Consider the following 13,214-nt stretch of genomic DNA (forward strand, 5'->3'; position numbering starts at 1 on the left):
GATCGTGTTGTGATTGTGTGGCTCAAACCCGGTAGAACTCCCGGTACCAGCCCACGAAAGCGTTTACGCCGTGTTCCAGCGACGTGCCCGGAGTGAAGTCGATCCAGCGCGCCAGTGAGTCCACATCGGCCCACGTCTCCAGCACTTCACCCGCTTGCAGCGGCAGGTAGTCGCGCTGCGCCTTGATGCCCAAGGCGTCCTCCAGGCATTCGATAAAATGCAGCAGCCGCACGGGTTGGCCACGGCCGATGTTGAACAGCTGGCAGGGCGGTTGCCCTTCGCCAGGCTGTGGTGGCCTCAGGCGCAGGCGCAGGACGCTTTCGACGATGTCGTCGATGTAGGTGAAGTCGCGTCCCATCAGGCCGTTGTTGTTAACCTCGATCGGGCGGCCTTCGAGCATGGCGCGGGTGAATTTGAACAGCGCCATGTCAGGCCGGCCCCAAGGGCCATACACCGTGAAAAAGCGCAGGCCTGTGGTCGGTAGCCGGTACAGGTGCGCATAGCTGTGCGCCATCAGTTCGTTGGCGCGCTTGCTGGCGGCATAGAGCGACACAGGTTGCTCGACCGGGTCATCGACACTGAACGGCAGCTTGGCATTGGCGCCGTACACCGAACTGCTGGAGGCGTAGATCAGGTGGCGTGGCGGTTGTTGGCGGCAGGCTTCGAGGATATTGAGGAAACCGACCAGATTGGCCTGGCCGTATGCGCCGGGGTTTTCCAGTGAGTAGCGCACCCCGGCCTGGGCCGCCAGGTGGATCACTTCACTGAATGCCTGCCCGTTGAACAGCTGCTGCAGGTCGGCAGCATTGGCAAGGTCGAGGGTCTGGAAGTGGAAATTGGCAAAGCCGAACAGCTGCCGCAGGCGCGCCAGTTTCAGCTCGACGCTGTAGTAGGCATTGAGGTTGTCGATGCCGACCACGTCGATACCCGTCTCGCACAAGCGCTGCGCGACGTGGAAGCCGATAAAGCCGGCGACGCCGGTGATCAGTACGGGCATGCTGGCTGCACCTGGCCACGGCCGATGCCGTAGTACGTCAGGCCTGCGGTGGCCATGTGTTCGGGCTCGAACAGGTTACGCCCGTCGAACACCACCCGGTCGGCCAGCAACTGCGGCACTTTGTCCAGGTTGAGCACGCGGTAGTCTTGCCATTCGGTGACGATGACCAACGCGTCGGCCCCCTCCAAAGCATCGTCCTTGCAGGGCACCAGTTGCAGGTCGGCACGCGGGCCATAGTGCCGCTGGATCTCCTCCATCGCTTGCGGGTCGTGGGCCTGCACCCTTGCGCCAGCGGCCCACAATGCTTCCAGCAGGACCCGGCTGGAAGCCTCGCGGATGTCGTTGGTGTTGGGTTTGAACGACAACCCCCACAAGGCGAATACCTTGCCCTGCAGGCCACCGGGATAATGCCGCTGGATCTTGCTGAACAGCCGGCCCTTTTGATGTTCGTTGACCGACTCTACCGCGCGCAGCAACTGGGGTTCGAACCCTTCAGCCTCGGCGCTGCGGCGCAGGGCTTGCAGGTCCTTGGGGAAGCATGAGCCGCCGAAGCCGCAACCGGCATAGATGAAGTCGTAGCCGATGCGCGGGTCGGAGCCGATGCCACGGCGCACCATCTCGATGTCGGCCCCCAGGTGCTCGGCCAGGTTGGCGATTTCGTTGATGAACGAGATCTTGGTCGCCAGCATGCAGTTGGCCGCGTACTTGGTCAGTTCGGCACTGCGCGCATCCATGATCATCAGTTTTTCGCGGTTGCGGCTGAACGGCAGGTACAGCTCGCGCAGCAGCTCTACCTCAGTTGGCTCCGCACCGCCGATGATGATGCGCTCCGGGCGCATGCAGTCGTCCACGGCAGAGCCTTCTTTGAGAAACTCCGGGTTGCTGATGACCTGGAAGCGCCCGGGTTCGGCGCCGGCCTGGGCAATACGCGACTTGATGCGGTGCACCGTGCCGACCGGCGCGGTGGATTTGTTGACGATAACCTTGGGGCCATCGGCATGTTCAAGGATGCTGTCGACCACGGCAAACACGTGCTTCAGGTCGGCGCTGCCATCCGCTTGTGGCGGGGTGCCGACGGCGATGAATTGCAACTTGGCGTATTGGGTTGCTTTCCCGGCATCGGTGGTAAAGCGCAAGCGACCGCAGGCCAGGTTTTTCTCCAGCATTGGCGCAAGGCCCGGCTCGAAGATAGGGCAATGGCCTTCATTGAGGATGGCAACCCGTTCGGCGTCGACGTCCATGCACAACACGGAGTGCCCCACCTGCGCCAGGCACACTGCCTGGGTGAGGCCGACATAGCCGGTACCGAAAACCGTGACCTTCATTGTTCAGCTCCTTGATAAGAAAGCTGAAAAAAAATGTCACATCGTTGTTTAGGATTTGTTACCTGCTGGGGCTACGCCTCAAAGAATAGTGGCCGGTGTGTAGGTCATGGCCGCGACAATACTACTTCGTGAGATCGGTTCAGGAAGCTTTTTTCCGTTTGATCGGGCGGCCCGCGTAGGTAGAGCTGTCGATCTTGGCGAACGCTCCGAGTGCTTCTTCGTTGCTGTATTCGGTGAGCCAGATTCATTCAACCGACCACCGCCTCCCCGGAGCGGATGTCCCTCGCTGGCGATGGCCTTCTTGCAGAGGAGGGCAGGCCATGGCCTTGGCGCTGCAGTGATCGCGGTATTGTTCCATGGCAAGGACAAGCTGGTCGCGGCCATGCGCGGCGATGGCGGGCACGCCTACTGTGCATTACTCGTTGTCGCAGGAAGTGGGCTTGGGGCTGGGCGCGCAGGCCGGGGAGGCGCGGTTGCGGGCGGTGTTCGAAGAGGCGGGGTTCAGCCGGTTCCGGCGGGCGACGCAGACGCCGTTCAACCTGATTCTGGAGGCCCGGAAGTAGAAAGCTTGCCTTGAAAAGCAGAAGGGGCGCCATGTGGCGCCCCTTCTGTTTGCTGCTTAGGCTTCAGCGTCCCAAGGACGATCGCCTTTTTCATCTTTCACCCGGGTCGGCAGGCCCATCACGTCCAGCGCCTTGAGGAACGGCTCGGCTGGCAGCTCCTCGACGTTGACCATGCGCTTGGCATCCCACTCGCCACGGGCTACCAGCAGGGCGGCAGCCACTGGCGGTACGCCGGCAGTGTAGGAAATACCCTGGCTGTCGGTTTCGGCGTAGGCCTCTTCGTGGTCAGCCACGTTGTAGATGAACACTTCGCGCGGCTGGCCATCCTTGGTGCCTTTGACCAGGTCACCGATGCAGGTCTTGCCGGTGTAGCCTGGGGCCAGCGAGGCTGGGTCCGGCAGCACGGCCTTGACCACTTTCAGCGGTACCACTTCCAGGCCTTCGGCGGTTTTCACCGGTTGCTCGCTGAGCAGGCCCAGGTTTTTCAGCACGGTGAACACGTTGATGTAGTGCTCGCCGAAGCTCATCCAGAAACGCACGTTCGGCACGTTGAGGTTCTTCGAAATCGAGTGAACTTCATCGTGACCGGTCAGGTACAGGTTTTGCGAACCTACCACCGGCAGGTCGTCAGTACGCTTGACCTCGAACATGGTATTGCTGGTCCACTGGCTGTTCTGCCAGCTCCACACTTGCCCGGTAAATTCGCGGAAGTTGATTTCCGGGTCGAAGTTGGTGGCGAAGTACTTGCCATGCGAACCGGCATTGACGTCGAGAATGTCGATCGAATCAATGCTGTCGAAGTATTGCTGCTGCGCCAGCTTGGCGTAGCTGTTCACCACACCCGGGTCGAAACCGACACCAAGAATGGCAGTGATGTTCTTTTGTTGGCACTCTTCGAGGTGTTTCCACTCGTAGTTGCCGTACCACGGCGGGGTTTCGCAGATCTTGCCCGGCTCTTCGTGGATGGCGGTGTCCAGGTAGGCGACACCGGTATCGATGCAGGCGCGCAGCACCGACATGTTGAGGAAGGCGGACCCCACGTTGATCACGATCTGCGATTCGGTTTCGCGGATCAGTGCCTTGGTTGCCTCGACATCGAGGGCGTTGAGCGAGAAGGCCTGGATGTCGGCGGGTACCTTGAGGCTACCCTTGGCCTTGACGCTGTCGATGATGGCCTGGCATTTGGAGATGTTCCGTGACGCGATAGCGATACGACCCAGTTCGTCGTTATGCTGCGCGCACTTGTGGGCCACCACCTTGGCGACACCTCCTGCACCAATGATAAGAACGTTCTTCTTCAATTTACCCTTTGCTCCTTACTTGAGTAGCCAGTCTTACGACAGGCTGGAAACGTAGTCTTCGAAACCGAACTCGCGGACGACTTCGACGCTGCCGTCGAGCTGCTTGACCACGATGGAAGGCATTTTCAGACCGTTGAACCAGTTTTTCTTGACCATGGTGTAACCCGCTGTGTCGACGAACGACAGGCGATCACCAATGGCCAACGGACGATCGAATTGGTACTCGCCGAAGATGTCACCGGCCAGGCACGACTTGCCGCAGACCATGTAGGTGTGCTCGCCGTCATTCGGGGCCATCTTGGCATTGAGGCGGTAGATCAGCAGGTCGAGCAGGTGCGCTTCGATCGAGCTGTCGACCACGGCCAGGTGCTTGCCGTTGTACAGGGTGTCGAGCACGGTCACTTCCAGCGAGGCACTGTTGGTGATGGCCGCTTCGCCCGGCTCCAGGTATACCTGCACGCCGTATTTCTCCGAGAAGGCCTTGAGGCGCGCGCAGAAGGCGTCTACCGCATAGTCTTCACCGGTGAAGTGGATGCCGCCACCCAGGCTGACCCACTCGACCTTGTGCAGCAGGTGGCCGAAGCGCTCTTCGATGTGCGTGAGCATCTTGTCGAACAGGCCGAAGTCGCCGTTCTCGCAGTTGTTGTGGAACATGAAGCCGGAGATCTGCTCGATCACCTGTTCGATCTTGGCCGGGTCCCATTCGCCCAGGCGGCTGAACGGGCGGGCCGGGTCGGCCAGCAGGTAGTCGGAGCTGCTGACTTGCGGGTTGACGCGCAGGCCACGCACCTTGCCTTCGGACTGTTCGGCAAAGCGCTGCAGCTGGCCGATCGAGTTGAAGATGATCTTGTCGCAGTTCTCCAGCATTTCCTCGACCTCATCGTCGGCCCAGGCCACGCTGTAGGCGTGGGTTTCGCCGGCGAACTTCTGGCGGCCGAGCTTGAGCTCGAAGAGGGAGGACGAGGTGGTGCCGTCCATGTACTGCTGCATCAGGTCGAACACCGACCAGGTGGCGAAGCACTTGAGGGCAAGCAGCGCCTTGGCACCGGAGTGTTTACGCACGTAGGCGATCTTCTCCATGTTGCTGAGCAGCTTGGTTTTGTCGATGAGGTAATACGGCGTCTTGATCATTTAAAGGCCCCCGGCCAGGCCGGCCAAAAAAAGGACACGCATTGTGCCTTCACTTGCCGCAGACCGAAAGGGTGCGATACGCATTTTGTCAGGGTTGACGCCGTTGCGAGGGCATTTTTCCGGTTGCAGCGGGCTTAGTAGATCAGGTGCATGTGACTATCGTAATCTCCACCCACAGGTATTGCTGCGCATTCAAGGGCGCTGCAATACCGGTGGGGGCCGTTTTTGCGCAAATGGGCCGCAACGCGGCACCGGTGAAACTCAGCCCAGGGCTGGGGTGCGTGGCGGGATCATGCGGCGCGAGCCGGTCGCCTCGAAGGCTGCACCAAAGCTCAACAGCGCATTGTCGCTGTAAGCCCGCCCGGCAAAGGTCAGCCCCACCGGCATGCCGATGTCGGCCATCACGCCCATCGGCACGGTAACGGTTGGCACGCCCAGGTGACGGATCGCCAGGTTGCCGTTGGCCACCCAGATACCGTTGCTCCAGGCGATGTCGGCCGAGGCCGGGTTAACGTCGGCATCCGCCGGCCCCACGTCGGCAACGGTCGGGAACAGCACCGCGTCCAGGCCCAGATTGTCCATCCAGTCCTCCAGGTCCAGCTTGCGGGTTTTTTCCAGGCCACGCAGACCGTCAGGCAGGGTTTCGATCTGGTCCCAGGTCTTCAGACCACGCTTGGCCATGTTGACGTATTCGTCCATGCCGGCAGCCAGGTCGTCTTCACGGTTGGGCAGGGTGCCCGGGTCGTGCGGGAAGATCTGTGGGCCATCGACATCGGCCAGGCGGTTGAGCTTGGGGTCACCGTTGGCACGCAGGAAGTCGTCAAAGGCCCAGCCGGACAATTCCCACAGTTCGTCGTGCAGGAATTCCTTGCTGACAATGCCACGGTTGTAGACAGTCGGTGCGCCCGGGCGGTCGCCTTCGCAGTTGGACACCAGCGGGAAGTCCACTTCCAGCACTTCGGCACCGGCCGCTTCCAGGGCCTGGCGCGCCTGCTGCCACAAGTCGATCACCGTGGCGCGGGTGTTGATGCGCTGGCCGGTCGGGCCGCCGATACCCGGCTTTTCGGAGGTGCCAGCTTCGGCATCCGCATTGATGTACATGCGCGGCACACCAAAGCGCTTGCCTTTGAGGGCACCGGCATCCACGGCCAGGTCCAGGTAAGACGCAGGGCGCACCGTTGAGGCAGCCGGAATCGGCACCCAAGGCTGCAAGCGCCACAGGTCGCCGCGCTTGTCAGCGTCATCGGCTACCACCACATCGAGGATTTCCAGCAAGTCGGCCATGGTGCGGGCGTAAGGCACCACCACGTCCATTGTCGGTGTCAGCGGCCAGTTGCCACGCACCGAAATCACTCCGCGCGATGGGGTATAGGCGCACAAACCGTTGTTGGACGCCGGGCCACGGCCGCTGGACCAGGTTTCTTCAGCCAGGCCGAAGGCGCTGAAGCTGGCGGCGGTGGCGGTGCCGGCACCGTTGGACGAGCCCGAGGCGAACGGCGCGGTCAGGTAGTTGGCGTTGTACGGGCTTTCGGCGCGGCCATACACGCCGCGCTGCATACCACCGTTGGCCATGGGCGGCATGTTGGTCTTGCCCAGGCACACGGCACCGGCGGCGCGCAGGCGCTCGATGGTGAAGGCATCACGTTGGGCGACCAGGTCCTTGAAGGCAGGGCTGCCGGAAGCAGCGGTCAGGCCTTTGACCAGGTAGCTGTCCTTGGCGGTGTAGGGGATGCCGTCCAGCGGGCTCAGCACCTGGCCCTGTGCGCGGCGGGCATCGGAGGCCTCGGCTTCTTTCAGCGCCTCAGGGTTGCGCACCACCACGGCGTTCAGGGCCGTGGCGGTGTTGGCGCCATCGTAGGCGTCGATACGCGCCAGGTAGGCCTTGACCAGCTCGACCGCCGTCGTGCGGCCCGACTCGAGTGCGTCGCGCAGCTCGGCAATGGAAACCTCGGTTACCTCGATCATGCGTTCACCAAAAAAATGTGCAGGTGGGGGCTAATGCGAGGAGTGTACAAGAAGGGCTTGACGGACGCAGGTTTGCGCGGGGGCAAATGGTTTTATGCAGGCGAGCATTGTTGGGGTCGCGTAGCGACCCCGACTAGCCCTCAATCCAGGTCCGCCGCGCAATGCCGCTCAGGCACCTGGCTGTCTTCATCTCCCCAGGTCCGGTTCACCCGGGTACCTCGCTGCACAGCCGGGCGCTGGGCAATTTCCTCGGCCCAGCGCTGCACGTTCGGGTATTCGTCAACCGCCAGGAACTCCGCCGCGCCATACAGGTTGCCGCGCACCAACTGGCCATACCATGGCCACACGGCGATATCGGCAATGCTGTACTCATCGCCGCCCAGGTAGCGGCTTTCGGCCAGGCGGCGGTCGAGTACATCCAGCTGACGCTTGGCTTCCATGGTGAAGCGGTTGATGGCGTACTCGTATTTCTCTGGCGCATACACGTAGAAGTGGCCAAAGCCACCGCCCAGGTAAGGCGCTGCGCCCATCTGCCAGAACAGCCAGTTCAGGCTTTCGGTGCGTGCAGCCGGCGATTTCGGCAGTAGGGCACCGAACTTGTCCGCCAGATACAGCAAGATCGACCCCGATTCGAACACCCGCACAGGTGGTTCGACACTTCGGTCAAGCAGGGCAGGGATCTTCGAGTTGGGGTTTACCTGTACGAAGCCACTGGAGAACTGGTCGCCCTCGCCGATGCGGATCAGCCAGGCATCGTACTCGGCGCCGCGATGGCCCAAAGCAAGCAGCTCTTCAAGGGCAACGGTGACCTTGACGCCATTGGGCGTGGCCAGGGAATACAGCTGCAGCGGATGTTTGCCCTGCGGCAGGTCCTTGTCGTGCGTCGGGCCTGCAACCGGGCGGTTGATGCTGGCGAACTGGCCGCCGGATGCTGCGTCGTTGCGCCAGACCTTGGGTGGCACATAGGCGGGCTTGCTCATGCATGAATCTCCTTCAATGGCGCGAAACGGTCACGTAAAGACGTGGACCTCCATCTATGCCACGGGTTCGACGCCATGCGCAAATGCATAGGGCGCGCACGCCACATGCATGACGACGGTTTCATCCAGTTTTCATGCGGTGCCGGCCAGGCCGGCTCTATGCTGGGCTATCACTTCGCCCTGCAAGGAACCGCCGGCCGATGACCCTTCCACGCTGCATGTTGGCACTGGCGCTGCTCGGCGGCCTGTTGGCCCACGCCGAGGCTGCGCCATGGGTGGCCGGCCTGCACCACATGACACTGGCCGACCCGGTCGATAACCGGCCGATGCAAGCACTGGCTTTTTACCCGGCCGTTGGTTCAACCCATCGCAGCCGTATAGACGGCTACCCGGTCGAGGTGGCTGAAGAGGCACCCGTTGCCATGGGCCAGTTCCCGTTACTGGTGTTGTCCCACGGCAACACCGGCAGTCCGTTGGCCTTGCATTACCTGGCCACGTCCCTGGCGCGCCAGGGGTTCGTGGTGGTAGCGGTCGTGCACCCGGGGGACAACGTCCGCGACCACAGTCGCCTGGGTACCTTGAGCAATCTTTATGGCCGGCCACTGCAAGTCAGCGCTGCCATCGGTGCTGCCCGTGACGATGCATTGCTCGGGCCTTACCTGAATGAAGGCAAGGTCGGTGTGATCGGCTATTCGGCCGGCGGCGAAACCGCGTTGATACTGTCTGGTGCGCGCCCCGATCTGGACCGCCTGCGGCAGTACTGCCTGGAACGCCCGAACGACGCCGACGCCTGCAAAACCCACGGGATTCTGATTGCCGACCGCAGCGAGCTGGCGCCGCAGGCAGACCAGCGGGTGGGGGCGGTGATGCTGATGGCCCCGTTAAGCTTGCTGTTCGGGCGCCATGCCCTGGCTGGGGTGCAGGTACCCGCCCTCATCTATAGCGGAGACAGCGATCAACTGGTGGCCGTGGACCGCAACGCCAAAGCATTGGCCCGCAAACTGCCGGTTACGCCGGATTACCGCCTGCTGGCCGGCGCTGGCCACTTTGTGTTCATGGCCCATTGCGACGCCGAGCAATACACGCGAATGCCCGTACTGTGCAAAGATGCCGAGGGCGTGGACCGCCGCCATATTCATCATTCGCTAGAGCGCGAAACGGCGGCGTTCTTCAGTCAGGCGCTGGGTGCACCGCAACCGGGCGAGCGCTCAGCCGAGGCGGGCGCGCCGCGACAGCAACAGCGTTAGGCCCACCCCGGCCAAGGCCAGCAGGGCCGCCACGCAGAAGATCGAGGCATAGCCGAAGTGCACGGCCACTGCGCCCATTACCGGCCCGGCGATGGCCAGGGCCATGTCAAAGAACACCGCATAGGCGCCTAGCCCCGCGCCACGGCTGCTGCTGGGGACCTGCTTGATTGCCTCGACGCCCAGCGCCGGGTACACCAACGACAGCCCGAAACCGGTAAGCCCTGCGCCGACCAGCGCCCAGGCCGGTGAAGGTGCCAGCCATAGTAAGCTCAGGCCAAGCACTTCGGTGGCCATGCAGGCGACCGCCACGTTGTAGCCACCAAAGCGGTTGACGGCATTGACGAACAGCAGCCGCGAAAGGATGAAGCACACACCAAACGCACTCAGGCACCACGCAGCGCCGGCCCAGCCGCGCTCCAGGTAGTACAGGGTGACGAAGGTGGTCAGGGTGCCATAGCCGATCGAGGCGAGGGTCAGGCCCAGGCCACACGGGGCGACACGGCCGAACGCGGACCAGAAGGGCAGGCGCTCGCCGCGCACCACCACCACGTCAGGACGTTTGCGCAGCACCAGCAGGGCAGCCACGGCCAGCACCAGCAAGGCGGGCCCCAGTACGCTGAAGTTCAGCACGTCCACGGCCAGTACGCCCAAGGGGGCGCCTATCGCGATAGCACCGTACGAGGCGATCCCGTTCCACGAGATCACCCTGGCGGTGTGTTCGGGGCCGACCTGGCTGATGCCCCAGCTCAAGGTGGCTACACCAATCAACCCCTGGGCGATGCCCAGCAGCAAACGGCCTGCGAGCAGCAACGCGAGGCTCAGCAGTGGCAGTGTCAGGGTCCAGGCCGACAGCAGGGTCAACACTCCGCAGCCGGCAATCCCCAGCAGGCCGAAGCGTGTGGCCTGCTTGCCCCCAAGCGTATCGGCAACGCGCCCGGCAAACGGGCGGCTGAGCAAGGTGGCCAGGTATTGCAGGCCTATGGTCACCCCGGCGATCACCGCGCCGAAACCCAGCTGGTCATGCACATAGCTGGGCAGTACCGCAATCGGCAAGCCGATGCAGAGGAAGGCAATGAAGGTGTAGAAAACGATCGACAGGATCTGCAGGGTGATGTGCAGGGTATTGCGGGTGGGGGCGGGTTGTTGCGCGGTCATGGGCTCTTTCGCGGGCGGGCGGTTGGGCGTGGGTCCATGATGGCTGCTACAGGAAGGAAATGAAAGCAGGCTAACGAATTATTCGTCGGGGAATGCCAGCCTGAGGGACTGGCGGTGGATGCTTCGCGGGCTCGCCCGCTCCCACAGCTACCGCACAGTACTCAAGGCCTGCGCATTACCTGTGGGAGCGGGCATGCCCGCGAAGAGGCCGGCTCAGCCATACCGATGGCCATGCCGCCCCATCAATCAGACCAGCACACCCTGGCTACGCAGGTAGTCGTCATAGGTACCGCTGAAGTCCACTACGCCATCGGCCGACAGCTCGATGATCCGCGTGGCCAGCGACGATACGAACTCGCGGTCGTGGCTGACGAACAGCAGGGTGCCCGGGTAGTTTTCCAGCGCCAGGTTCAGCGCTTCGATCGACTCCATGTCCAGGTGGTTGGTCGGCTCGTCCATCACCAGTACGTTCGGCTTCTGCAGGATCAGCTTGCCGAACAGCATGCGGCCTTGCTCACCACCGGAAATCACCTTCACCGACTTGAGAATCTCGTCGTTGGAGAACAGCATGCGCCCCAGGGTGCCGCGGATCACCTGCTCGCCAGAGGTCCACTGGCCCATCCAGTCGAACAGGGTCATGTCGTCTTCGAAGTCGTGGGCGTGGTCCTGGGCGTAGTAGCCCACTTCGGCGCTGTCGGTCCACTTGACCGAACCTGCATCCGGGGTCATCTCGCCGACCAGGGTGCGCAGCAGCGTGGTCTTGCCAATACCGTTGGGGCCGATGATGGCAACGCGCTCGCCCGCTTCGACGGTGATGTCGAAGTTCTTGAACAACACCTTGTCGTCGAAGGCTTTGGCCATTTTTTCGACGACCACGGCCTGGCGGTGCAGTTTCTTGGTCTGCTCGAAACGAATGAACGGGCTGACACGGCTGGACGGCTTGACCTCGGCCAGCTGGATCTTGTCGATCTGCTTGGCGCGCGAAGTCGCCTGTTTGGCCTTCGAGGCGTTGGCCGAGAAGCGGCTGACGAAGGTCTGCAGCTCGGCGATCTGGGCTTTCTTCTTGGCGTTGTCCGACAGCAGTTGCTCGCGCGACTGGGTGGCTGCGGTCATGTACTCGTCATAGTTGCCTGGGAACAGGCGCAGTTCGCCGTAATCCAGGTCAGCCATGTGGGTGCAGACGCTGTTGAGGAAGTGTCGGTCGTGGGAAATGATGATCATGGTGCTGTTACGCGCCGTGAGGATCGTTTCCAGCCAGCGGATGGTGTTGATGTCCAGGTGGTTGGTCGGTTCGTCGAGCAGCAGCACGTCCGGGTCCGAGAACAGCGCCTGGGCCAGCAGTACACGCAGCTTCCAGCCCGGTGCCACTTCGCTCATCGGGCCGAAGTGTTGCTCCAGTGGAATACCCAGGCCCAGCAGCAGTTCACCGGCGCGGGATTCGGCGGTGTAGCCATCCATTTCGGCGAATTCGGTTTCCAGCTCGGCGACGGCCATGCCGTCTTCCTCGGTCATTTCCGGCAGCGAGTAGATGCGGTCGCGCTCGGCCTTGACCTTCCACAGTTGACCGTGGCCCATGATCACCGTATCGATCACGGTGAATTCCTCGTAGGCGAACTGGTCCTGGCGCAGTTTGCCCAGGCGGGTGTTCGGCTCGAGCATGACCTGGCCCCCGGATGGTTCAAGGTCACCGCCGAGGATCTTCATGAAGGTCGACTTGCCGCAACCGTTGGCGCCGATCAGGCCGTAGCGGTTGCCGTTGTTGAATTTGACGGAAACGTTTTCGAACAGCGGCTTGGAGCCGAACTGCATGGTGATGTTAGCTGTGGAGATCAAGTGCTTGTCCTGCGGGGGTTCCAGAGGTGTATTTAGGCCTTCGTGTCAGTTTTGGGCCAATTTTGGGCCATTTCGACTCGGGGCGGCAGCTTCTCCAGCTCCCTCCAGTCCGAGGAGGAGCTGATCCATTTCGCGTAGGTAGAAAGCAACATCTCAACGCTGTGGCCAAGCTGGTTCGCTATGAACGCAGGGTTCATTCCAGACATCAGGCACATGGTTGCGTAGGTGTGGCGGGTGTCGTACTGACGGCGTTCACGGATGTTCAGCGCCTTGAGCGCTGATTTGAAGTGGCGGATTGTAACACTTGGCTCGTTGATCCACAGCCCACCTTTGCTCGGTTGGAACACAAAAGCGCTTACAGGGTGGGCCGATTTGGATGCCATGCGTCGAAGTGTCGCCATCCGCTGGGCCTGGTTGATGGCGTTCAGCGCGCGCTCGTTGAGCAACACCACCCGGTGATACTTGGTCTTCGTGCGCTCCTCGGGCGCCCGATTGACGATGATCCGGCGAATCGTTGCTGATCGCTGATCCAAGTCGACATCCTCCCACTTCAGGCCCATGGCTTCACCAGGCCGGACACCGGTGAAGAGGCAGAACTCGAAGAACGCAGCGTAGATCTGGCAGTATTTCTGAAGAGTCGCGTAGAGGTACGAGATAATCATCTCTGCCTCCGACCTGGTGTAAGGGTTGAGTCGCCCCTGGTTTCGTAGACACCTC

The 13,214-nt window shown here is 62.1% G+C and carries 10 protein-coding genes and 1 pseudogene; 2 read left to right on the forward strand and 9 right to left on the reverse strand.

From position 1 onward, the window contains the following. Nucleotides 1-22: 22 nt before the first annotated feature. Together ACF8R4_RS22975 and ACF8R4_RS22980 are read right to left on the reverse strand one after the other, a co-directional pair. Nucleotides 23-997, reverse strand: coding sequence for an NAD-dependent epimerase/dehydratase family protein (locus ACF8R4_RS22975; RefSeq protein ID WP_392493529.1), 975 nt, complete (start codon nucleotides 995-997; stop codon nucleotides 23-25). Then, nucleotides 985-2,322, reverse strand: a complete 1,338-nt coding sequence (locus tag ACF8R4_RS22980; protein ID WP_060499035.1) for a UDP-glucose/GDP-mannose dehydrogenase family protein — start codon at nucleotides 2,320-2,322, stop codon at nucleotides 985-987. Before ACF8R4_RS22980 ends, ACF8R4_RS22975 begins: the two co-directional genes overlap by 13 nt. A gap of 419 nt (nucleotides 2,323-2,741) precedes the next feature. Between ACF8R4_RS22980 and ACF8R4_RS22985 the strand changes: the two are divergent. After that, a pseudogene (locus tag ACF8R4_RS22985) lies at nucleotides 2,742-2,885 on the forward strand (SAM-dependent methyltransferase); the annotation flags it as partial. A gap of 56 nt (nucleotides 2,886-2,941) precedes the next feature. Here ACF8R4_RS22985 and ACF8R4_RS22990 read toward each other — a convergent pair. The 4 genes from ACF8R4_RS22990 to yghU all read right to left on the reverse strand — a co-directional run bounded on the left by ACF8R4_RS22990 (nucleotide 2,942) and on the right by yghU (nucleotide 8,262). After that, nucleotides 2,942-4,186 carry a saccharopine dehydrogenase family protein gene (locus ACF8R4_RS22990; RefSeq protein WP_016394970.1) on the reverse strand — a complete coding sequence of 415 codons (1,245 nt, stop codon included), beginning with the start codon at nucleotides 4,184-4,186 and terminating at the stop codon, nucleotides 2,942-2,944. Nucleotides 4,187-4,219: 33 nt separating this feature from the next. Continuing rightward, entirely contained in the window at nucleotides 4,220-5,317 is a 1,098-nt protein-coding gene (locus ACF8R4_RS22995) for a carboxynorspermidine decarboxylase (protein ID WP_060499036.1), read from the reverse strand. 261 nt (nucleotides 5,318-5,578) lie between these two features. After that, nucleotides 5,579-7,282 carry an amidase gene (locus ACF8R4_RS23000; protein ID WP_060499037.1) on the reverse strand — a complete coding sequence of 568 codons (1,704 nt, stop codon included), beginning with the start codon at nucleotides 7,280-7,282 and terminating at the stop codon, nucleotides 5,579-5,581. Between the two features lie 140 nt (nucleotides 7,283-7,422). Next, a complete protein-coding gene (gene yghU, locus ACF8R4_RS23005; RefSeq protein ID WP_060499038.1) occupies nucleotides 7,423-8,262 on the reverse strand; it encodes a glutathione-dependent disulfide-bond oxidoreductase in 840 nt (279 codons plus the stop codon). Nucleotides 8,263-8,462: 200 nt separating this feature from the next. Between yghU and ACF8R4_RS23010 the strand changes: the two genes are divergently transcribed. Beyond that, nucleotides 8,463-9,509: a dienelactone hydrolase gene (locus tag ACF8R4_RS23010; protein ID WP_060499039.1), complete on the forward strand. Its 1,047-nt coding sequence runs from the start codon at nucleotides 8,463-8,465 to the stop codon at nucleotides 9,507-9,509. On the opposite strand, the gene ACF8R4_RS23015 is transcribed toward ACF8R4_RS23010, so the two are convergent. The 3 genes from ACF8R4_RS23015 to ACF8R4_RS23025 form a co-directional block, all read right to left on the reverse strand. Continuing rightward, nucleotides 9,471-10,733, reverse strand: coding sequence for an MFS transporter (locus ACF8R4_RS23015; RefSeq protein WP_367616164.1), 1,263 nt, complete (start codon nucleotides 10,731-10,733; stop codon nucleotides 9,471-9,473). The two genes, ACF8R4_RS23010 and ACF8R4_RS23015, sit on opposite strands and share 39 nt — an antisense overlap. A gap of 177 nt (nucleotides 10,734-10,910) precedes the next feature. After that, entirely contained in the window at nucleotides 10,911-12,497 is a 1,587-nt protein-coding gene (locus ACF8R4_RS23020; RefSeq protein ID WP_016715632.1) for an ABC-F family ATPase, read from the reverse strand. A gap of 32 nt (nucleotides 12,498-12,529) precedes the next feature. Beyond that, nucleotides 12,530-13,214: site-specific integrase (locus tag ACF8R4_RS23025; RefSeq protein WP_392493531.1), on the reverse strand; the 685-nt coding region annotated here is incomplete at its 5' end.

Source organism: Pseudomonas sp. FYR_2 (assembly GCF_043106425.1).
In the GTDB taxonomy this organism is placed as follows: Bacteria; Pseudomonadota; Gammaproteobacteria; order Pseudomonadales; family Pseudomonadaceae; genus Aquipseudomonas; species Aquipseudomonas monteilii.